Origin of the sequence: Enterobacter sp. WCHEn045836 (assembly GCF_003965585.1) — a bacterium.
In the GTDB taxonomy this organism is placed as follows: Bacteria; Pseudomonadota; Gammaproteobacteria; order Enterobacterales; family Enterobacteriaceae; genus Enterobacter; species Enterobacter dissolvens.
This window is the reverse complement of the sequence record NZ_RXPT01000015.1, coordinates 45064-65673: the sequence shown is the minus strand read 5'-3', so window position 1 is coordinate 65673 and position 20610 is coordinate 45064. Positions and strand designations below refer to the sequence as shown.

19 protein-coding genes are annotated in these 20610 nt (G+C 54.4%); 10 read left to right on the top strand and 9 right to left on the bottom strand.

What is annotated here, in order from left to right:
* The first annotated feature begins 176 nt into the window (after positions 1 to 176).
* Both sulA and ompA read left to right on the top strand, forming a co-directional pair.
* Positions 177 to 686 carry an SOS-induced cell division inhibitor SulA gene (gene sulA / locus EKN38_RS19155; protein WP_013097256.1) on the top strand — a complete coding sequence of 170 codons (510 nt, stop codon included), beginning with the start codon at positions 177 to 179 and terminating at the stop codon, positions 684 to 686.
* A gap of 354 nt (positions 687 to 1040) precedes the next feature.
* Positions 1041 to 2093 carry a porin OmpA gene (gene ompA, locus EKN38_RS19150; protein WP_126522527.1) on the top strand — a complete coding sequence of 351 codons (1053 nt, stop codon included), beginning with the start codon at positions 1041 to 1043 and terminating at the stop codon, positions 2091 to 2093.
* A gap of 64 nt (positions 2094 to 2157) precedes the next feature.
* On the opposite strand, the gene matP is transcribed toward ompA, so the two are convergent.
* Positions 2158 to 2610, bottom strand: a complete 453-nt coding sequence (gene matP, locus EKN38_RS19145; protein ID WP_013097258.1) for a macrodomain Ter protein MatP — start codon at positions 2608 to 2610, stop codon at positions 2158 to 2160.
* 186 nt (positions 2611 to 2796) lie between these two features.
* Between matP and EKN38_RS19140 the strand changes: the two genes are divergently transcribed.
* Both EKN38_RS19140 and fabA read left to right on the top strand, forming a co-directional pair.
* Positions 2797 to 4557: a Lon protease family protein gene (locus EKN38_RS19140; RefSeq protein ID WP_014831315.1), complete on the top strand. Its 1761-nt coding sequence runs from the start codon at positions 2797 to 2799 to the stop codon at positions 4555 to 4557.
* Positions 4558 to 4625: 68 nt separating this feature from the next.
* On the top strand, positions 4626 to 5144 hold the full coding sequence (fabA, locus tag EKN38_RS19135) for a bifunctional 3-hydroxydecanoyl-ACP dehydratase/trans-2-decenoyl-ACP isomerase (protein WP_000227926.1): 519 nt from the start codon (positions 4626 to 4628) through the stop codon (positions 5142 to 5144).
* Between the two features lie 72 nt (positions 5145 to 5216).
* On the opposite strand, the gene rmf is transcribed toward fabA, so the two are convergent.
* The 6 genes from rmf to rlmKL all read right to left on the bottom strand — a co-directional run bounded on the left by rmf (position 5217) and on the right by rlmKL (position 13144).
* On the bottom strand, positions 5217 to 5384 hold the full coding sequence (rmf, locus tag EKN38_RS19130) for a ribosome modulation factor (protein WP_013097261.1): 168 nt from the start codon (positions 5382 to 5384) through the stop codon (positions 5217 to 5219).
* A 256-nt stretch (positions 5385 to 5640) separates the two neighbouring features.
* On the bottom strand, positions 5641 to 6207 hold the full coding sequence (pqiC, locus tag EKN38_RS19125; protein WP_014831314.1) for a membrane integrity-associated transporter subunit PqiC: 567 nt from the start codon (positions 6205 to 6207) through the stop codon (positions 5641 to 5643).
* Positions 6204 to 7844, bottom strand: a complete 1641-nt coding sequence (gene pqiB, locus EKN38_RS19120; protein WP_014831313.1) for an intermembrane transport protein PqiB — start codon at positions 7842 to 7844, stop codon at positions 6204 to 6206. The genes pqiC and pqiB overlap by 4 nt, the downstream gene beginning before the upstream one ends.
* A 4-nt stretch (positions 7845 to 7848) precedes the next feature.
* Entirely contained in the window at positions 7849 to 9102 is a 1254-nt protein-coding gene (gene pqiA, locus EKN38_RS19115; RefSeq protein WP_043951593.1) for a membrane integrity-associated transporter subunit PqiA, read from the bottom strand.
* Between the two features lie 13 nt (positions 9103 to 9115).
* Complete coding sequence (locus tag EKN38_RS19110) at positions 9116 to 11023, bottom strand: ABC transporter ATP-binding protein (protein WP_014831311.1); 1908 nt, start codon at positions 11021 to 11023, stop codon at positions 9116 to 9118.
* Between the two features lie 12 nt (positions 11024 to 11035).
* On the bottom strand, positions 11036 to 13144 hold the full coding sequence (gene rlmKL, locus EKN38_RS19105; protein WP_014831310.1) for a bifunctional 23S rRNA (guanine(2069)-N(7))-methyltransferase RlmK/23S rRNA (guanine(2445)-N(2))-methyltransferase RlmL: 2109 nt from the start codon (positions 13142 to 13144) through the stop codon (positions 11036 to 11038).
* A gap of 100 nt (positions 13145 to 13244) precedes the next feature.
* On the opposite strand from rlmKL, the gene EKN38_RS19100 reads away from it, so the two are divergent.
* Positions 13245 to 14354, top strand: coding sequence for a YcbX family protein (locus EKN38_RS19100; RefSeq protein WP_014831309.1), 1110 nt, complete (start codon positions 13245 to 13247; stop codon positions 14352 to 14354).
* Here EKN38_RS19100 and zapC read toward each other — a convergent pair.
* A complete protein-coding gene (gene zapC / locus EKN38_RS19095; RefSeq protein WP_014831308.1) occupies positions 14351 to 14893 on the bottom strand; it encodes a cell division protein ZapC in 543 nt (180 codons plus the stop codon). The genes EKN38_RS19100 and zapC overlap by 4 nt on opposite strands.
* Before the next feature lie 165 nt (positions 14894 to 15058).
* A complete protein-coding gene (pyrD, locus tag EKN38_RS19090; protein ID WP_014831307.1) occupies positions 15059 to 16069 on the bottom strand; it encodes a quinone-dependent dihydroorotate dehydrogenase in 1011 nt (336 codons plus the stop codon).
* Positions 16070 to 16318: 249 nt separating this feature from the next.
* On the opposite strand from pyrD, the gene ssuE reads away from it, so the two are divergent.
* The 5 genes from ssuE to ssuB are packed head-to-tail and all read left to right on the top strand — an operon-like array spanning position 16319 to position 20559.
* A complete protein-coding gene (gene ssuE / locus EKN38_RS19080; RefSeq protein ID WP_014831306.1) occupies positions 16319 to 16894 on the top strand; it encodes an NADPH-dependent FMN reductase in 576 nt (191 codons plus the stop codon).
* Positions 16887 to 17849, top strand: a complete 963-nt coding sequence (locus tag EKN38_RS19075) for a sulfonate ABC transporter substrate-binding protein (protein ID WP_014831305.1) — start codon at positions 16887 to 16889, stop codon at positions 17847 to 17849. The genes ssuE and EKN38_RS19075 overlap by 8 nt, the downstream gene beginning before the upstream one ends.
* Entirely contained in the window at positions 17846 to 18991 is a 1146-nt protein-coding gene (gene ssuD, locus EKN38_RS19070; RefSeq protein ID WP_014831304.1) for an FMNH2-dependent alkanesulfonate monooxygenase, read from the top strand. Before EKN38_RS19075 ends, ssuD begins: the two co-directional genes overlap by 4 nt.
* Before the next feature lie 9 nt (positions 18992 to 19000).
* Positions 19001 to 19792 (top strand): aliphatic sulfonate ABC transporter permease SsuC, encoded by a 792-nt coding sequence (ssuC, locus tag EKN38_RS19065; RefSeq protein ID WP_014831303.1) that lies wholly within the window; start codon positions 19001 to 19003, stop codon positions 19790 to 19792.
* Entirely contained in the window at positions 19789 to 20559 is a 771-nt protein-coding gene (gene ssuB, locus EKN38_RS19060) for an aliphatic sulfonates ABC transporter ATP-binding protein (protein WP_014831302.1), read from the top strand. Before ssuC ends, ssuB begins: the two co-directional genes overlap by 4 nt.
* Positions 20560 to 20610 lie beyond the last annotated feature (51 nt).

Genomic DNA, 20610 nt, shown 5'->3' with positions numbered 1-20610 from the left:
TACTAACGGATCCGTTAACAGGAAAATAGGCAACTTATTGCCGATGAGCAAGATGATTTTTTCAGGTTCGCCAGGAATGAATGAATTTTGCGAGTCGCTTTCCGAAATTGAGGTTGATCTTTATGCATACAGGGGTTACTGTATATTCATACAGTAACTACAGGGCTGGAATGATTATGTACACTTCAGGCTATGCAAATCGCTCAACATCTTTCTCTTCTACCGCTGGCGATGTCGCACAGAACGCCGTCGGGCGTGTTTCGACAGGGCTTATCAGTGAAGTGGTTTATCGTGAAGACCAGCCCCTGTTGACCCAACTTCTGTTACTGCCGCTATTGCAGCAGCTTGGTCAGCAATCGCGCTGGCAGCTCTGGCTGACGCCGCAGCAGAAACTGAGCCGGGAATGGGTTCAGTCTGCAGGCCTGCCACTGACGAAAGTCATGCAAATTAATCAGCTCTCTCCCTGCGATACGGTTGAGTCGATGATCCGGGCATTACGTACAGGAAATTACAGCGTGGTGATTGGATGGTTATCAGACGAATTGACGGAGCAGGAACATTTTCGCCTCACCGAAGCGGCAGAAGAAGGCAATGCGATCGGCTTTATCATGCGCCCGGTTCGCCAGGATTCTTACCGCAGAGGACAACTTTCTGGGCTAAAAATTCACTCAAATTTGTATCACTGAGCAAATTTAAGAGTTTTCCTGGAATTTTTTTCGACCTCAAGATGCGCTTTTAGTTCCATGGTCCAAAACGGCGGCAAGGCTTGTCTGGTGCGGTTCTTCTTAATTTTATTGCACAAATTTCGTTCAGAAATTGTTAAATAATCGGTATACGGAACTTTTTTTTTCATATGCCTGACGGACTTCACACTTGTAAGTTTTCAGCTACGTTGTAGACTTTACATCGCCAGGGGTGCTCGGCCTAAGCCGAAGATATCGGTAGATTTATATTTGACCACGCCCCCCGGTGAAGGATTTAACCGTGATTCTCGATTGAGATTTTCATGGCGAATTTTGGATGATAACGAGGCGCAAAAAATGAAAAAGACAGCTATCGCGATTGCAGTGGCACTGGCTGGCTTCGCTACCGTAGCGCAGGCCGCTCCGAAAGATAATACCTGGTATGCAGGTGGTAAACTGGGCTGGTCTCAGTTCCACGACACCGGCTGGTACAACAGCGCAAACAACAATGATGGCCCTACTCACGAGAGCCAGCTTGGTGCAGGTGCGTTCGGTGGCTATCAGGTTAACCCGTATGTTGGCTTTGAAATGGGTTACGACTGGTTAGGTCGTATGCCTTACAAAGGCAACGAAACCAATGGCGCTTTCAAAGCTCAGGGCGTTCAGCTGACTACTAAACTGGGTTACCCAGTAACTGACGATCTGGACGTGTACACCCGTCTGGGCGGCATGGTATGGCGCGCTGACTCCAGCAACAGCAACGCTGGCGACGACCATGACACCGGTGTTTCCCCAGTATTCGCTGGTGGCGTTGAGTGGGCTATGACCCGTGACATCGCTACCCGTCTGGAATACCAGTGGGTTAACAACATCGGTGACGGTGCTACCGTTGGTGTTCGTCCAGACAACGGCATGCTGAGCGTAGGTGTTTCCTACCGTTTCGGCCAGCAGGAAGATGCGCCAGTCGTAGCTCCAGCACCGGCTCCAGCTCCAGAAGTACAGACCAAGCACTTCACTCTGAAGTCTGACGTTCTGTTCAACTTCAACAAAGCGACCCTGAAACCAGAAGGTCAGCAGGCACTGGATCAGCTGTACACCCAGCTGAGCAACCTGGATCCTAAAGACGGTTCTGTCGTGGTTCTGGGCTTCACCGACCGTATCGGTTCTGACGCTTACAACCAGAAACTGTCTGAGAAACGTGCTCAGTCTGTTGTTGATTACCTGATCTCTAAAGGTATCCCAGCTAACAAGATCTCCCCACGTGGTATGGGCGAATCTAACCCAGTTACTGGCAACACCTGTGACAACGTTAAAGCTCGCGCTGCTCTGATCGACTGCCTGGCACCAGATCGTCGCGTAGAGATCGAAGTTAAAGGCGTTAAAGACGTTGTAACTCAGCCAGCGGCTTAAGTTATCGTCTTATAAAAAAACCCCGCAATGCGGGGTTTTTTATTATCTGAAGAAACTGAAAACGTTATTTTTTGCCCAGCAGCGCCTGAAGATCGTTCTTCAGCGTGGACATCTGGTTGGCGTATTTCTCTTTATGCTCGGCATCTTCAATCAACTGCACCACCGTTTCTGACAACGTTTTCCCCCGCCGTTGCGCAAGCCCTGCCAGACGCTGCCAGACCATGAATTCCAGGTCGATGGATTTTTTGCGGGTGTGCTGGTGCTCAGCATTAAAATGCCGTTTTCGTCGCGCGCGGATAGTTTGCTTCATCCGGTTCAACAGTGCCGGATTGATATGTTTCTCGATCCAGCCATTCACCTGTACCGGTTCATTTTCGAGGGTCAGCAAAATATCCACGGCCTCTTGTGCGGCGCTGGCTTCAATGTAGCAGGTAATCAGCTCCCCTTCTCGGTGCTTTTTGACCAGGTACTTCCATTTCCAGCCGCTTTCGAGATTTTCCAGTTGTTGATATTTCATTGCGATCTCAGTGTTACCACGTAACTCTGTTCAGAATATCAGTTTTTTAGCAATCTGCTGAAAAGAAATCATATCCTGTGAAGCATTGCAGGCGATTCGCTCCCCGAAATCCCCAATCCTGCTTGGGTACAGCCCCCCGCTTACGGTATACTCCACGGTTTTACATCTGACTAAAAAACATCAACTTTGACCATTACGAAACTTGCATGGCGTGACCTTGTTCCGGATACCGAAAGTTACCAGGAATTGTTTGCACAGCCAGACCTCGCACAAGAACACGAATTCATACTTAGCGATACACAACCGCGTTTGCATTACGCGCTGGAGCAGGTGTTAAGCCCATGGGCGACATCACCCTTCATGCTGCTCAAAGCCCCGGAAGAAGCCGAGTATTTGACGCTTCTGGGTGATGCCATGCGCCAGCTACGACCGGAAGCAAATGTTGTTTTCGGCGGCCAGTATCGTATTTCAGGACATGATGTCACTTTCGAACCCGCAGAACAGGCTGATGGCCGTTTTGCGGCAAAGGGCGAAGTGGTTACCGCTAACTGGGTCGAGGCTGAACAACTCTTTGGTTGCCTTCGCCAGTTCAATGGTGAGATATCGCTGCAGCCTGGGCTGGTACACCGCGCGAATGGTGGCGTACTGATCATTTCCCTGCGTACTTTGCTCTCCCAGCCGCTGTTGTGGATGCGTCTGAAGACAATCGTCAGTCAGCAACGCTTTGACTGGGTGGGCTACGACGAGTCTCGTCCTCTGCCGGTCTCTGTCCCCTCCATGCCGCTGTCGTTGACCGTGGTACTGACGGGTGACCGTGAATCGCTGGCTGATTTCCAGGAAATGGAGCCAGAGCTGGCGGCACAGGCGGTGTACAGCGAGTACGAAGACAACATCCAGATTGCTGATGCCGATGACATGGCTCAGTGGTGCCAGTGGGTGATGGCCGTTGCAGCCCGTTTTACCCTGCCGACGCCTGCTGCTGACGCGTGGCCTGGACTTATCCGCGAAGCGGTTCGTTATACCGGTGATCAGGAGACGTTGCCGCTTTGTCCGCTCTGGATCAGCAAACAGCTGCGTGAAGTGGGCGTTATCAGCGGGAACGGCGTCTTTACCGGGGAACAACTCGCTCAGATGCTTGCCCAGCGAGAGTGGCGGGAAGGTTATCTTGCCGACCGTATGCAGGATGAAATTCTGCTGGAGCAGATTCTGGTCGAGACCGAAGGCGAGCGCATCGGACAGATCAATGCCCTGTCGGTGATTGAATTTCCCGGACATCCGCGTGCGTTTGGCGAGCCTTCACGCATCAGCTGCGTCGTCCACATTGGCGACGGCGAGTTTACCGACATTGAACGCAAAGCTGAGCTTGGCGGAAACATCCACGCCAAAGGCATGATGATCATGCAGGCGTTCCTGATGTCAGAGCTGCAGCTTGAGCAACAAATCCCCTTCTCTGCCTCGCTGACGTTTGAGCAATCCTACAGCGAAGTGGATGGTGATAGCGCCTCTATGGCCGAGCTGTGTGCCTTAATCAGCGCCCTGGCGGACGTCCCCATCAATCAAAATATCGCCATTACCGGTTCAGTCGATCAATTTGGTCGCGCCCAGCCTGTAGGTGGTCTGAATGAAAAGATTGAGGGCTTCTTCTCTATTTGTCAGCAACGCGGGTTAAACGGCAAACAAGGGGTGATTATTCCGGCTCCCAACGCACGCCATTTGAGCCTCAGTCAGGCACTTCTGGATGCGGTGGAGCAGGAACAATTCACCCTCTGGGCCATCGAAGGGATTGAGGATGCACTACCCTTACTGACAAACCTGGTATGGGATGGGGAGGGGCAAACGACCCTGATGCAGACTATCCAGGAGCGCATTGCCCAGGCGACACAGCAAGATGCTCGTCATCGTTATCCGTGGCCGTTACGCTGGTTGGGTTGGTTTAGTCCGAACTGATCGGACTTGTTCAGCGTACACGTGTTAGCTATCCTGCGTCCTTCACTAAAATAAGGCTTACTGAGAACATGGTAGATAAACGCGAATCCTATACAAAAGAAGATCTTCTTGCCTCTGGTCGCGGTGAACTGTTTGGTGCGAAAGGCCCACAGTTACCGGCCCCGAACATGCTGATGATGGACCGTGTCGTGAAAATGACCGAAACCGGCGGCAACTTCGATAAGGGTTACGTAGAAGCAGAACTCGATATCAATCCTGACCTGTGGTTCTTCGGTTGCCACTTCATTGGCGATCCGGTAATGCCTGGCTGCCTGGGTCTGGACGCTATGTGGCAGCTGGTTGGCTTCTATCTGGGCTGGCTTGGCGGCGAAGGTAAAGGTCGTGCGCTGGGCGTGGGTGAAGTGAAATTCACAGGTCAGGTTCTGCCAACGGCGAAGAAAGTGACCTACCGTATTCACTTCAAGCGCATTGTTAACCGCCGCCTGATTATGGGCCTGGCGGATGGCGAAGTGCTGGTAGACGGTCGTCTGATCTATACCGCCAACGATCTGAAAGTGGGTCTGTTCCAGGACACTTCTGCTTTCTAATCGCTGCTTTTCGCGGCTCCAGAAAGGCGAAACCTCCGCAGTGCGGAGGTTTCTGTTTTTAAAGAGACGTTATCAGGCAATGAGTGCCCTGTCGCCGATGGCTTCTCGCCAGCCTCCCAGCCATTGTGACCTTTGATTTATCGTCTGATAAGGACACATTTCTTTAGAACGTCCAGCGATGCCGGCCTGATAACCACGTTGATGAGCCCGTTCCAGGCGATCTCGTTTCTGTCTCTTCATGCCTCGTTTCCCTCATTCTTTTGTCTGGTGGAAAGAAAACAGTGGCTGCACAATACGTGCAGGCACAGATAACGAATACCCCGAATTAGTCGTAGCGTCAACGTTCAAAATTCATACGGATGTCATATTTGTGAGCTAGCTGGAAGATCATTTGTACAAAAAATGTGACCCGGGACAAGTAACGGTCTGACGTGAAAACGAAAAAAAAACCGCAATCAGTGGCACACCGATTGCGGTTTTTGCTGATGAATTTTACTTATGGCAGCCGGGAGATTTCTCTGGCGATGCTGGCCGATTCTTGTGCCCAACCCTGCGCCAGCACTTTCACCATTTCATCATAACCATCTTTTTGCTGCTTGAGCTCCAGATGGAAAGGACGCTTAATCAGCTGTCCCTGATGGTTCAGCAGCCACTCCCCGCTAATCACAACCGCACCGTCGTAGCGGCCGTGGAAGCCCGTCACCGTGACATTCAGCGTGTCCTGATCGTTACCTAACGGCTGGGACGCGACAACCCAGCCCGGAAGCTGGCTGCCCAGATTAGCCACCAGCGTATTACGTAACTGCTGATCCAGCGGGCTGGCCCACAGGTTATTGTTAGCGATGACATACTGCACATCGCTGGTCTGGTAGACCACTCCGTTGCCGGCCAGATAATCTGGCACAGCGACTTGCTCAACCCACAGCAGACGGTTGCCCTGCGAGGCGGTACTCTGGGTCCCCGCCTGCGCCATCAGCGGCAGCTGGTAGTAACTTTTCGTTTCACTCCCTGAGCTACAGGCCGTGAGCACCATCGCACCTACAATCGCTAGCCATTTTTTCATTGTTTCGCCCTCTTCGGCTCAGGATCCTTTTTATCTTTTGCTTCAAACACCAGCGCGTTGCTCTTCTCGTTGAGCGTTTTCAGTACTGGCTGCAGTTCGCGCAAGACCTGATCAAGACGCTGCATATCTGCCACCATCTTGTTGTACGCCGCCGAACCAGGCTGGAAGCCCTGCATACTGCGGTTAAGTTCACGCAGCGTTTTCTGCATATCCTGCGGCAGTTGCTGCATGCTCTGGCTTGCCGTGATCTTATTAATATTATCCAGCGTGGCTTGCAGACGTCGCATCGTTTCCTGGCTCTGATGTAACGAACCTGTCGCCGCTTCAATCATTGGATTCAGTGGCAGGTTGTTGATCTTGTCCAGGGTATCCATCAGACGCTGCTGGATCTGGGCCAGACCGCTGCTTACCGTTGGAATGATCTTGTAGCCGCCAAACTCACGAATACCGGTAACGGGAGGCGCTTTCGGATAGAAGTCCATATCCACATACAGCGCGCCGGTGACCAGGTTACCGGTCTTCAGCGAGCCACGCAGACCCCGGTTCATCAGTGTTGAGATATGCGTGCCAATATCCTGATCCTCGCCAATCTGGTTGAGCAGACGTTCCGGCTCAATGCGGATCAGCACCGGAATACGATAGTCATCATCCAGCACCTGACGCAGGCCCGGCACAAAGAACGGCACCTGGCCTACGGTACCCAGACGGATACCACGGAACTCAACCGGTGCGCCCGGCTGCAGGCCGCGGACAGAATCTTTAAAGAACATCAGGTAGTCGATGTGATCGGTATACAGCGCATCCTGAATGCTTCTTTGATCGTCAAAGAGCCTGAAAGCCGTTTTCTCGGCAACTGGCTGACCCAGTTCCAGCCCTTCCGGCACATCAAAGCTGACGCCGCCGCCAAACAGTGTCGTCAGAGAGCCCATTTCAACGCGCATCCCTGCTGAGGTGAGATCGACCGCGATCCCGCTGTCCTTCCAGAAGCGGACATTGCTGGTCACCAGCCGATCGTTTGGCGCGTTGATGAACAGCTGATAGCTGATGGTACGTTTTTGCGGATCAAAGCTGCTGGTCTCAACCGAGCCGACACGATAGCCGCGGAACAACACCGGATCGCCGGGAGAAAGCTGGCCCGCTTTTTTACTGTCAAGGATCACGCGGATACCTTTTGCATCAGGCGGCGCGAGTGGAGGTGAATCCAGGAGCTGGTATTGGCCCGGCTGGCTGCCTTTCGCCCCCGGCTGCAGTTCAATATAGGCACCCGACAACAGCGTTCCTAAGCCGCTGATCCCTTCCCGTCCGACCTGCGGTTTAACCACCCAAAACACCGAATCACCATGCAGCAGTTTTTCCATGCCAGCATTGAGACGGGCTTTGATTTCCACATGGGTTAAATCATCGGTCAGGGTGGCGCTTTCAACCACGCCCACATCCACGCTGCGGCTTTTGATGGTGGTTTTACCGCCCTCAATTCCCTCGGCATTGGTAGTGATGAGCGTCACTTCCGGCCCCTGATGGCTGTAGTGATAAAACAGGATCCATGCACCGATCAGCGCGGTCACGATGGGGAAGATCCACACCGGCGACCAGTTTTTGACCTTCTGCACTTTCGCCTCTCCACTCTTATTTTCCATGCTCTTACGCTTCCTCATGGCTTGATTCAGGCTCACGATCCCACGATAAACGAGGGTCGAAGGTCATGGCCGCAAACATGGTCATAATTACAACCAATGCAAACATTAATGCCCCCATCGCGGGATAAATACTCATCAATCCGCCCATCCGCACCAGTGCGGAGAGAACGGCAATAACAAACACGTCAATCATTGACCAGCGTCCCACAAACTCGACGACTTCATAAATCAGGTGCATGCGTTCGCTGTCGCGTTTACCGTGCCCTTTTGCATCCCAACAGAGCCAGGCAATCGCGATCATTTTTAAGGTTGGCACCATAATACTGGCGATGAAAATCACGCCAGCCACAGGATAGGAACCTTCCCCCCACAGCAAAATCACCCCGGCGAGGATCGTCGAGGGCATTTTGTCGCCAAGCAAATCGGTGATCATAATTGGCAATATATTTGCCGGGAGATACAGCATGACAGAGGTCACCAGCAGCGCCATCGTCCACTGCAGGCTGTTTTTACGTCGCACATGGCCTTTCGTCCCACAGCGCGGGCAGACGTCCAGATCGGCGGGCAACACCGCAGTACAGCAGGAGCAAGAGCGTAGCCCCTGACGGATCCCCGGTACGCCGACCTTAACCGTCTGCTCAAGCGTGGGGGCCGGAGCGATATCATCCCATGCCCAACGCCTGTCAACGCACTGGAATGCACGCAGTTGCAGTACGCAGTACAGACACCATGGGATAAAGCTGCTGCCAATCCCCACGTCACCGTAGGCCATCAGCTTTACGAAGCTGACCAGAATACCCGCCAGAAAAATCTCGGCCATTCCCCAGCTTTTAAGCTGGAACAGGATACGCGCCAGTTTGATTTTCAGGGCTGCGGGCATTTTTACCCGGTTGACCAGCAAAAGGATGACCACCAGACAAAAGGCCGGGACGATCTGCACAAACAGAAGGAAGAAGGTGCCGAGGCTGGCGTAATCTTCCGAGAACATGACACCCGGGATCTCAAGTAAATCCACCTGGCTTGTGATCCCTCCCACCTTCATATAGATGAAGGGGAAGAGATTGGAGAGCAGCAGCATGAATAACGCTGCCAGTGCATATGCAGTGGGACGCTGTCTTGGCGCATCCCACTCGGTTGTTAACGTTGCGCCACAACGCGGGCACAGGGCTTTATGTCCGTGACCAAGCTCTGGCAACGCCACGAGCATATCGCATTGCGAGCATAATATATGCCTGTCGGCATGGTGCTGGTCACACATATGTTATCCCTGTTTATGCGCCGTTTTTCAGAGACTCAAGGTACTCCCAGCGCTCAAATGCTTCTTCCAGAGCTTTTTCAGCCTCGGACAGTTCAGCCAATACTTTTTGAGTATAGTCGTGCGATTGTGTGAAGAATGACGCATCGGCAACCTGCGTTTGCAATGCCTCCAGTGCGGCCTCCAGCTCTTCAAGACGCTGAGGAAGCCCCTCCAGTTCGCGCTGCAGGTTATAGCTTAGTTTAGCCGAGGTTTTCTTGACAGTTTCTGCTTTTGTTACAGCAGGTTCAGTGCTTGTTTTAGGCTTTGCCTGTTTTTGCGCCAGCGACTGTGCCTGCTGCCCTTTCGCGTCGTGATAGCCACCCACATATTGACCAATCCGCCCTTCGCCTTCGAAGATCCAGCACTCGGTCACGGTGTTGTCAACGAACTGACGGTCGTGGCTCACCAGCATCACGGTGCCCTGATAACCATCGATCAGCTCTTCCAGCAGTTCGAGCGTTTCGACATCCAGGTCGTTGGTTGGTTCATCGAGAATCAACAGGTTGCTTGGTTTCAGGAATAACCGCGCCAGCAGAAGACGGTTTCGCTCACCGCCAGACAGCGCACGCACCGGGGTCATCGCCCGTTTAGGATGGAACAGGAAGTCCTGCAGATAGCCCAGCACATGGCGCGGCTTACCGTTTACCATGACCTCTTGCTTACCTTCGGCCAGGTTATCCATCACCGTTCTGTCCGGATCCAGCTCCGCACGGTGCTGGTCAAAGTAAGCCACTTCCAGTTTGGTGCCGCAGTGAATTCGGCCGCTATCCGCCTGCAACTGACCCAGCATCAGCTTCAGCAGCGTGGTTTTACCGCAGCCATTCGGACCAATCAGGGCAATTTTGTCTCCGCGCTGGACCTGGGCGGAGAAGTCTTTCACCAGCACTTTGCCATCAACCTGATAGTTGACGTTTTCCATCTCGAAGACGATCTTGCCTGAACGGGAAGCCTCTTCCACCTGCATTTTGGCGCTGCCCATCACTTCGCGACGTTCGCTGCGTTCACGACGCATCGCTTTCAGGGCGCGAACGCGGCCTTCGTTGCGGGTACGGCGGGCTTTGATCCCCTGACGGATCCACACCTCTTCCTGGGCCAGTTTGCGGTCGAACTCGGCGTTTTGCAGCTCTTCCACGCGCAGGTTTTCTTCTTTTTCCAGCAGATAGGTATCGTAATCGCCGGGATAGGTGACCAGCTTGCCACGATCGAGATCGACAATCCGCGTCGCCATGTTGCGAATGAAGGAACGGTCGTGAGAGATGAAGATGATGGTGCCGCTGAAGGTTTTCAGGAACCCTTCCAGCCAGTCAATCGCTTCAATATCCAGGTGGTTCGTCGGTTCATCCAGCAGCAGCACCTTCGGCCCGCTGACCAGCGCGCGGCCCAGTGCCGCCTTACGCAACCAGCCCCCTGAAAGCGCAGACAGCTCCATGTCCGGCTCCAGGCCGAGCTGAGCCAGCACCTCGTTAATACGGTTCTCCAGCTGCCACAGGCCGTGGTGATCGAGCATCTCCTGGACTTTTGCCAGTTCGTTAAGGTTCTTGTCGCTCGGGTCCGTCATCACCAGATGAGAGATCTCGTGATAGCGCTTCAGGTATTCAGCCTGCTCCGAGATACCTTCCGCAACGAAATCGTACACGCTGCCGGTGACATGACGCGGCGGATCCTGCTGCAGACGGGAAACAATCAGATCCTGCTCGTAGACAATACGCCCGTCATCCAGACCCTGCTCACGGTTGAGGATTTTCATCAGCGTGGATTTACCCGCACCATTGCGACCCACCAGACAGACGCGTTCGTTGTCTTCGATGTGCAGTTCAGCATTATCGAGAAGCGGTGAGTCGCTGAAGGAGAGCCACGCACCGTGCATACTAATTAAAGACATTTATTTTTCCTTTCAGGCCGCGGTGATAAGCCAGCAGTTATGGATCTGACGGTTACGGGCAAAGTCCTGAGACAGCGTTTTTTGGCTGATTTCTTGTGCTTTCAGTCCCAGCGCGGCCAGGCCGTCGTGATCCATGCGGAAACCGCGTTTGTTGTTCGAGAACATAATCGTGCCGCCTTTACGCAGGAGACGCTTAAGATCGGTCATCAGGCGCAGGTGATCGCGTTGAACATCAAAGCTATCTTCCATACGCTTGGAGTTGGAGAACGTTGGTGGATCGATGAAGATCAGATCAAACTGTTCATCGGTGTCACGCAGCCAGCCCAGGACATCAGCCTGCATCAGACGATGCTGGCGTCCGGTCAGGCCGTTGAGACGCAGGTTGCGCTCCGCCCACTCCAGATAGGTACGCGACATATCCACCGTGGTGGTGCTGCGCGCGCCGCCCAGGCCCGCGTGCACGCTGGCGCTGCCGGTGTAAGAGAACAGGTTAAGGAAGTCCTTACCTTTGCTCATCTGGCCCAGCATACGACGGGCAATGCGGTGGTCGAGGAACAGCCCGGTATCGAGGTAATCCGTCAGGTTAACCCACAGGCGAGCGTTGTATTCGCCCACTTCGATAAAGTCGCCCTTCTCCCCCATCTTCTGATACTGGTTTTTCCCTTTCTGACGCTCGCGGGTTTTCAGCACCAGCTTGTTTGGCGCAATGCCAAGCACGGCAATGGTCGCAGCAATGACGTCCAGCATGCGCTGGCGCGCTTTTTGCGCATCAATGGTTTTTGGTGGAGCATATTCCTGAATCACCACCCAGTCGGCATAGCGGTCAACCGCCACGTTGTACTCCGGCAGATCGGCGTCATACAGGCGATAGCATTCAATACCTTCCTGTTTAGCCCATTTTTCAAATTTCTTCAGGTTCTTGCGCAGACGGTTGGCGTAATCTTCTGCCACACCCGACGGTTTGCTGTCCGCCGCTTTCTCCGCCAGATGGTAGTTTTTCTGCACGCAATCCAGCGGGCCATTCTTCGCTTTAAACTGGCGATCTGCGCGCAGCTGCAGGCAGCTCAGCAGTTCTGGTGAAGCGCTAAACAGGGAGAGATTCCAGCCGCCAAAGTAGTCTTTCATATTACGACCCAGCAGGCTGTGCAGCGCAATCAGCGCCGGTTCGCTGTCCAGACGTTCACCGTATGGCGGGTTGCTAATAACCGTACCGTACGGGCCTTTCGGCAGCGGGTTGGTCAGGTTCGCGACATCTTTCACATCAAAGGTCACCAGCTCACCGATACCCGCGCGACGGGCATTGCTGCGCGCACGTTCAATCACGCGCGGGTCGCTGTCAGAGCCATAGAAATGGGAGGTGTACTCGGCCAGACCTTTACGCGCACGGGCCTGTGCTTCAGCTTTGACTTCTTTCCAGAGGGCTTCATCGTGCTGCGCCCAGCCGCTAAAGCCCCAGTGGCCACGATGCAGGCCGGGAGCGCGGTCAGTAGCCAGCATGGCGGCTTCAATCAGCAGCGTGCCGGAACCACACATGGGGTCGAGCAGTGGCGTTCCCGGCTGCCAGCCGGAGCGCATCACGATGGCGGCGGCCAGGGTTTCTTTAATGGGCGCCATACCGGTGCGATCGCGGTAGCCACGCAGATGCAGACCCGCCCCGCTCAGATCCAGAGAGATACTGGCGGTATCGCCATTGAGCCAGACGTTAATGCGCAGATCCGGGTTTTCACGATCGACGTTTGGTCGTTCTTTATTTTTACGCGTAAAACAGTCCACGATGGCGTCTTTCACACGCAGCGCGCCGTACTGGCTGTTGCGGATCTCATCGTTTACGCCGTTAAAATGCACCGCGAAGGTGGCATCTGGCGTGAAGATCTCTGTCCAGTCGATCATCTGTACGCCGGTATAGAGGTCAAGATCGCTGTAGACCTTGCACTCTTTCATCGGCAGCATGATGCGCGACGCCAGACGGCTCCACATCAGGCTCTGGTAAATAAGCCGTGTGTCGCCCTCAAAATGGACACCACCCTGAACCACCTGGCACTCTTGCGCGCCCAGGGTTTCCAGTTCAGTTTTTAACAGCTCTTCCAGCCCACGGGCCGTACTGGCAAACAGAGAATTCATATCGTCACTTTTACTCTAAGAAAATTGTCGCGCATTATAGCTAATATGACGTGTATGTCATAAAGTTGAAGGCTTATTTTCATTCGAGGGACTGTGCACAGTGGCGACGTTATCCAGGCTTTTTATTCATCCGGTGAAATCCATGCGCGGTATCGGCGTTTCTCACGCGCTGGCTGACATAAGCGGATTTGCCTTCGATCGTATTTTTATGGTCACCGAGCCTGACGGTACATTCATTACCGCACGCCAGTTCCCGCAGATGGTTCGCTTTACGCCTTCACCGCTTCACGACGGTCTGCACCTCACCGCGCCGGATGACTCCAGTGTAGTGATTCGCTTTGCTGATTTTGCGCCTGTCGATGCGCCAACGGAAGTGTGGGGCAATCATTTTACCGCTCGCATTGCCCCGGACGAAATTAACCGCTGGCTGAGCGGCTTCTTCTCCCGCGAGGTACAGCTGCGCTGGGTGGGTCCGGCGCTGACACGACGCGTCAAGCGTCACGAAGCGGTTCCCCTTTCGTTCGCCGATGGCTTTCCGTTCCTGTTAACCAACGAAGCGTCACTGCGTGACCTGCAGCGCCGCTGTAAGGCCAGCGTACAGATGGAGCAATTTCGACCGAATCTGGTGGTGACCGGCACTGAAGCCTGGGAAGAAGACACCTGGAAAGTGATCCGCATCGGCAGCGTGATTTTTGATGTCGTGAAGCCGTGCAGCCGCTGTATCTTCACAACCGTGAGCCCGGAGAAAGGCCAGAAACACCCTTCCGGCGAGCCGCTGAAAACCCTGCAGTCGTTCCGCACTGCGCAGGACAATGGCGATGTGGATTTCGGCCAGAATCTTATTCCACGCTCCAGCGGGGTAATCCGCGTGGGCGACGAGGTGGAAATTCTCGCCCGTGGGCCAGCACGCGTATACGGCGCAGGTCAGGAAGAAGAGTTTGTCGACGTTGAGATGCAAACCAGTTCGGCGGTGGATATTCACTGGCAGGGCCGCGTTATTCGGGGAAACAATCAGCAGGTTTTACTTGAGCAACTGGAGCAAGCCGGGATCCGCATCCCGTATTCCTGTCGGGCGGGTATCTGTGGATGCTGTCGTATCAAGCTGGTCGGGGGTGAAGTGAGTGCGCTGAAGAAATCAGCAATGGGTGATGACGGGACGATCCTGTGCTGCAGCTGTATTCCTAAAACGTCAGTACAGCTGGAAGCTTAAACCGCCTGTTCCAGGCTGAACGAATCTACGCGAAGCTGCGGTTTCAGCCTGTCATTCATCACTTTAATAGCATCCCCGAGCTGCATCGTCCGCCCGGCAATGGTCACACCGGGCTGGGCCAGCAGACAAAGCGCAGCATTTTCGCCAGGTTCCACTACCAGCAAACTCACCTCTTCTGCGGTATCGCTCAGATTGACGCTGGCCGCGTCGCCCGTGGCTGGCGTCCAGTTCATGTCGTGCGGCAGAAAATGCCAGCTTTTTGGCATTTGCGGCTTCAGGAAACGAATCGCCACCAGCGCGTTTAATACCAGTTCGGCACGCTGTTCTTTTGAGAGTTGCAGGTCACGGCATTTCTCTTCAAAAGAGAAATAAAGCGCAGCGTCGTCGACACAAAAACCAGACGGGGAGAAAGCGTCCGGGGTTAACATGCGACGGGCAAAACGAGAGCGGAACAACATACCATTGGCTAAATCGAGCATCATACGGTCATGCTCGTCACAAAAATACCAGCGCCAGTTATCGTCAGGTTTAATTCGCATGTTTCTCTCCCGTCCCCAAACGTCCTGTACTAAAAATGTCCTGATTGTCGCTTCGTTTATAACACCATTAATAAAAGACTATAATGTCTAAATAAGCAACAGTGACGGAATATAAAACAACCAGGGCTGGAAATAAAGCCCTGGTTGTCTGATTAAGAGAAAAGATTAGATATGAGTAACGATTTCTTTAATCAGTGGCGGTCCTTTAAAAATAAAGCCGGAATAGATTTGCACCAGTGAGGCTCCCGCAGCCATCTTCTCGCGCGCAGCAATCACCGAATCGATACCACCGACACCGATAATGGGCAGACGACCTTTTAATTCGGCGGAGAGTGCGCGAATAATTTCCGTACTTTTTAATTGTACCGGACGTCCACTTAACCCACCCGCTTCGTCACAGTTTTTCATTCCCTGAACGAGGGAGCGATCGAGCGTCGTATTGGTTGCAATCACACCATCAATATTATGACGAACTAAACTGTCGGCAACCTGGATCAATTCTTCAGCAGAAAGATCCGGTGCGATCTTAACCGCCACCGGGACATATTTATGGTGGATCGCCTGCAGTGCATTTTGTTTATTTTTAATGGCGCTCAGAAGATCGTCCAGCGCTTCACCATATTGCAGAGAACGTAGCCCCGGGGTATTCGGCGATGAAATATTCACGGCGATATAACCGGCATAGGCGTAGACTTTATCCATACAAATCAGATAGTCATCTTTACCCTGCTCAACCGGCGTGTCTTTATTTTTGCCAATATTGATGCCTAATACGCCATCGAAATGAGCTTTTTTGACGTTCTCTACCAGATGATCCACGCCGAGGTTATTAAAGCCCATGCGGTTGATCAGCCCCTCGGCTTCAACCAGGCGGAACAGACGCGGCTTATCATTACCTGGCTGCGGACGCGGCGTGACGGTACCGATTTCGATGGAACCAAAGCCCATCGCGCCCAGGGCATCAATGCACTCGCCATTTTTATCCAGACCGGCCGCCAGACCCAGCGGGTTTTTAAAGGTCAGACCCATGCACTGCACAGGTTTTTCCGGCACATTCTGACGCACCAGTGCGGCCAGCGGCGTACCCGTAATACGGCGTAACTGCTGGAATGTAAATTCATGAGCGCGCTCAGGGTCGAGCTGGAAAAGGGCTTTACGAACGAAGGGGTAGTACATGAACTCTCCTGGATTCCCGGTGTGCAAACCGGGAGGGGATTATGTGCGATCCTGCCCGGAAAGGGAATTGACCTGTGGCAAAAAAATGGACGTAAAACGCAAACGTTTACCTGTCAGTACACTTGTTATGCACTTTTTCGCATTTTAATTGCAGATAAATCATTTAGTGGAATAACCGCGCAGTGTCACACTCCAGAAAATTGTTATGAATGTTAGATAAAAGCAAACAATTAGTTATAAGGAGCACACATGCGCGTCATCACCCTGGCCGGAAGTCCACGATTCCCTTCTCGTTCCAGCGCCCTGCTGGAATATGCCCGCGAAAAGCTCAATGCGCTGGATGTGGAAGTGTGCCACTGGAACCTGCACAACTTTGAGCCTGAGGATCTGCTCTACGCCCGCTTTGACAGCCCGGCACTGAAAACCCTGACTGAACAACTCAAAAGTGCTGACGGGCTTATCGTGGCGACGCCGATTTATAAAGCCTCATTTTCAGGCGCACTGAAAACGTTGCTCGATCTGCTGCCTGAACGTGCACTTGACGGCAAAGTGGTGTTGCCGCTGGCAACGGGCGGCACGGTTGCTCATTTACTGGCGGTGGATTACGCCCTGAAGCCGGTACTGAACGCGTTGAAGGCGCAGGAGATCCTGCACGGCGTTTTCGCCGATGACTCGCAGGTGATCGATTACCAGCATAAACCTCATTTCACACCGAACCTGCAAACCCGCCTCGACAGCGCACTGGAAACGTTCTGGCATGCCCTGCACCGTCGCGATATTCAGGCCCCTGCGTTTGGACAGCCACAAGGAGTCGCGCATGTTTAAAACACTGAGTCGAATTAGCCTGGCTGGTCTGCTGGCACTCTCGTCACTGGCCCATGCAGCAGAGACGGCACCTGACAGTTTGCGCATTGGTTACCAGAAAGGCAGCGTCAGCATGGTGCTGGCCAAAAGCCACCAGCTTCTGGAAAAACGCTTCCCACAGACCAAATTCTCCTGGGTGGAGTTTCCTGCCGGCCCCCAGATGCTGGAGGCATTGAACGTCGGCAGCATCGATTTAGGCAGTACCGGCGATATTCCACCGATCTTTGCACAGGCGGCCGGGGCGGATCTGGTCTACGTCGGCGTTGAACCCCCGAAACCCAAAGCGGAGGTGATTCTGGTGCCTGAAAACAGCGCCATAAAAAATGTGGCCGAACTTAAGGGTCACAAAGTCGCGTTTCAGAAAGGTTCCAGCTCGCACAACCTGCTGCTCCGCGCCCTGCAGGAGGCCGGGCTAAAGTTCACCGATATTCAGCCCGTCTATCTGACTCCGGCTGATGCACGCGCCGCCTTCCAGCAAGGCAATGTTGACGCGTGGGCCATCTGGGATCCTTACTACTCCGCGGCATTATTGCAGGGTGGCGTGCGGGTGTTAAAAGATGGCACCACACTGAAACAAACCGGTTCGTTCTACCTCGCTGCCCGTCCATATGCCGAGAAAAACGGTGCCTTTGTTCAGGAGGTCCTGAATACCTTTACCGAGGCCGATACCCTGACGCAAAGCCAGCGACCGGAGAGCATCACCCTGCTGGCGAAAACCATGGGCTTACCGGAGGCGGTGATCGCCAGCTATCTCAACCACCGTCCACCCACCACCATCACCCCGGTGGACGCGCATGTCGCAGCCCTGCAGCAACAGACTGCTGACCTCTTTTATCAAAACCGCTTAGTTCCAAAACAGGTGAACATTCGCGAACGCATCTGGCAGCCCACAGCCAAAGAAGGAGCCAAATCATGAGTCTGAATCTTTTCTGGTTTTTACCTACCCACGGTGATGGACACTATCTTGGTACCGAAGAGGGTTCGCGCCCGGTTGATCACGGGTACCTGCAGCAGATTGCGCAGGCGGCAGACCGAATCGGTTTCACCGGCGTGCTGATCCCCACCGGTCGCTCGTGCGAAGACGCCTGGCTGGTCGCCGCGTCGATGATCCCGGTCACCCAGCGCCTGAAATTCCTGGTGGCATTACGCCCGAGCGTGGTTTCCCCGACCGTTGCTGCCCGTCAGGCGGCAACGCTCGACAGACTTTCCAACGGACGCGCGCTGTTTAACCTGGTCACCGGCAGCGATCCGCAGGAGCTGGCCGGTGACGGCGTGTTCCTCGATCATACGGAACGCTATGAGGCCTCCGCCGAGTTCACCCGCGTCTGGCGCCGTCTGCTTGAGGGCGAAACGGTCACCTTTGAAGGCAAACATATTCATGTACGTGACGCGAAACTTTACTTCCCGCCTGTTCAGCAGCCGCGTCCGCCACTTTACTTCGGCGGATCGTCGGATGTGGCGCAGGATCTGGCGGCAGAACAGGTCGATCTCTATCTGACCTGGGGTGAACCTCCTGAGCTGGTGAAAGAGAAAATCGCCCAGGTGCGGGCCAAAGCCGCCGCTCACGGTCGCAAGGTACGCTTTGGCATTCGCCTGCACGTGATTGTGCGTGAAACCAACGAAGAGGCCTGGCAGGCCGCAGACCGGCTGATTTCACATCTGGACGATGAGACCATCGCCAAAGCGCAGGCGGCATTTGCGAAAACCGACTCCGTAGGACAACACCGGATGGCCTCATTACATAACGGCAAACGCGAGAATCTGGAGATCAGTCCGAATCTGTGGGCGGGTGTCGGCCTGGTACGGGGTGGTGCGGGTACCGCGCTGGTGGGTGACGGTCCGACCGTGGCAGCGCGTATCAATGAATATGCTGAGCTGGGTATCGACAGTTTTATCCTGTCGGGCTATCCGCATCTTGAAGAGGCGTACAAAGTGGGTGAACTGCTGTTCCCGCATCTGGATGTCGCCATCCCGGACATTCCGCAGCACCGACAGCTGCAGCTTCAGGGCGAAGCCGTGGCCAACGAGTTTATTCCACGAAAAGTCGCGCAAAGCTAAGGAGTTGCCATGTCCGTCACCTCACACAAATGGCTGCTGCGGGCCGCCCCGTGGTTTTTACCTGTCGGCATAGTCCTTATCTGGCAACTGGCCTCCTCCACCGGCTGGCTTTCGAGCCGCATTTTGCCCTCTCCGGAGGGCGTTATCGAAGCCTTCTGGTCGCTGAGTGCCAGCGGCGAGCTGTGGCAGCACCTGGCCATTAGCTCGTGGCGCGCGTTGATTGGGTTTTCCATCGGCGGCAGCATCGGCCTGGTACTGGGGTTAATCAGTGGCCTTTCCCGTTGGGGTGAGCGTTTACTGGATACCTCTATTCAGATGCTGCGCAACGTACCGCATCTGGCGCTGATCCCACTGGTCATTTTGTGGTTTGGTATTGATGAGAGTGCCAAAATTTTCCTCGTGGCGCTGGGCACGCTGTTCCCGATTTACATCAATACCTGGCATGGGATCCGCAATATCGATCGCGGGCTGGTTGAGATGGCACGCAGCTACGGGTTATCAGGATTTGCCCTGTTTATCCATGTGCTCCTGCCAGGTGCCCTGCCCTCCATTATGGTCGGCGTTCGCTTTGCGCTCGGCCTGATGTGGCTGACGCTGATCGTCGCAGAGACCATCTCAGCCAACTCCGGTATCGGTTATCTGGCGATGAACGCCCGTGAATTCCTGCAAACGGACGTGGTGGTGGTCGCCATTATCCTTTACGCCCTGCTGGGCAAACTCGCTGACGTCAGCGCCCAGTGGCTGGAACGTAGCTGGCTGCGCTGGAACCCGGCCTATTTCTCTCAGGAGGCGAAAGCATGAATACCGCCCGACTCACACAGGGGACACCGCTGTTACTCAACGGCGTCACAAAACGCTACGGCGAAAAAACCATTCTTAACGCCCTGGATCTGCATATCCCCGCCGGGCAATTTGTGGCCGTGGTCGGTCGCAGCGGCGGCGGTAAGAGTACGCTGCTGCGCCTGTTAGCCGGGCTGGAAGCCCCGAACGGCGGGGAAATTCTGGCAGGGACAACGCCGCTTGCCAATATTCAGGATGATACCCGCATGATGTTTCAGGACGCGCGCCTGCTGCCCTGGAAAACGGTAATTGATAACGTCGGGCTGGGTCTGAATGGCCACTGGCGGGAGGAGGCGCGCCAGGCGCTGGCCGCCGTCGGGCTGGAGGATCGCGCCGGTGAATGGCCTGCGGCCCTCTCTGGCGGGCAAAAACAGCGTGTAGCACTGGCGCGGGCGTTGATACATCGTCCAGGCCTGCTGCTGCTCGATGAGCCGCTCGGGGCACTTGATGCCCTGACGAGGATTGAAATGCAGGATCTGATTGCCTCACTCTGGCAGGAGCATGGTTTTACGGTTTTGCTGGTGACGCACGACGTGAGCGAAGCCGTCGCCATGGCCGACCGGGTGTTGCTTATAGAAGAAGGGAAAATAGGTCTGGATCTGACGGTGGATATTCCACGTCCTCGACGTGTCGGTTCGGCAAGACTGGCAGAACTGGAAGCGGAGGTGCTGGAGCGGGTAATGAAGCGTGGTGTGAATGAGCGCGCGTTGATTACGGCTAATGCCTGATGCCTTCACCCGGCCCTCTCCCACGGGGAGAGGGTGGGATTAACGTTTATA